The organism is Vibrio sp. M250220, from assembly GCF_036533795.1.
Classification (GTDB): Bacteria; Pseudomonadota; Gammaproteobacteria; order Enterobacterales; family Vibrionaceae; genus Vibrio.
Window position 1 is genome coordinate 1 of the sequence record NZ_JATABI010000216.1, and the last position, 416, is coordinate 416.

Consider the following 416-nt stretch of genomic DNA (forward strand, 5'->3'; position numbering starts at 1 on the left):
TCGTGTTTAACATGAGTGGTCATGTCATTCAGCACTATCGAGTCAAAATCCTTCTGCGCATGAAGATAGACTTGCTCTTGGTCTGCTTGGTCTTCAAAACTCAGTTCGTTAAAGCCTTGCCCTTGGTGGGTCTCACTGCGCAGGACGGTTTTGGTTTTGTTCTTGGGCAGAACATAAGGCGGTTTATTGACTGCATGATAGGTGCGCCCCGTGATGATGGGCTGATCAGGGTCACCATTGAGAAATGAGACAATCACTTCGTGACCAATGCGAGGCAAAGCGACCATGCCGTATTGGCTGCCCGCCCAACCTTGAGAGACTCGCACCCAACATGAACGATGTTCAGGGTTTCTCTCTTCGCGATCCCAGTGGAAATGGACTTTCACGCGACCATGTTCGTCACAGAAGATTTCTTC

At 49.5% G+C, this 416-nt stretch carries 1 protein-coding gene; it reads right to left on the reverse strand.

What is annotated here, in order from left to right:
- On the reverse strand, positions 1-416 hold a 416-nt coding region (gene tssI, locus QTN94_RS20500), incomplete at both ends, for a type VI secretion system tip protein TssI/VgrG (RefSeq protein WP_331428697.1).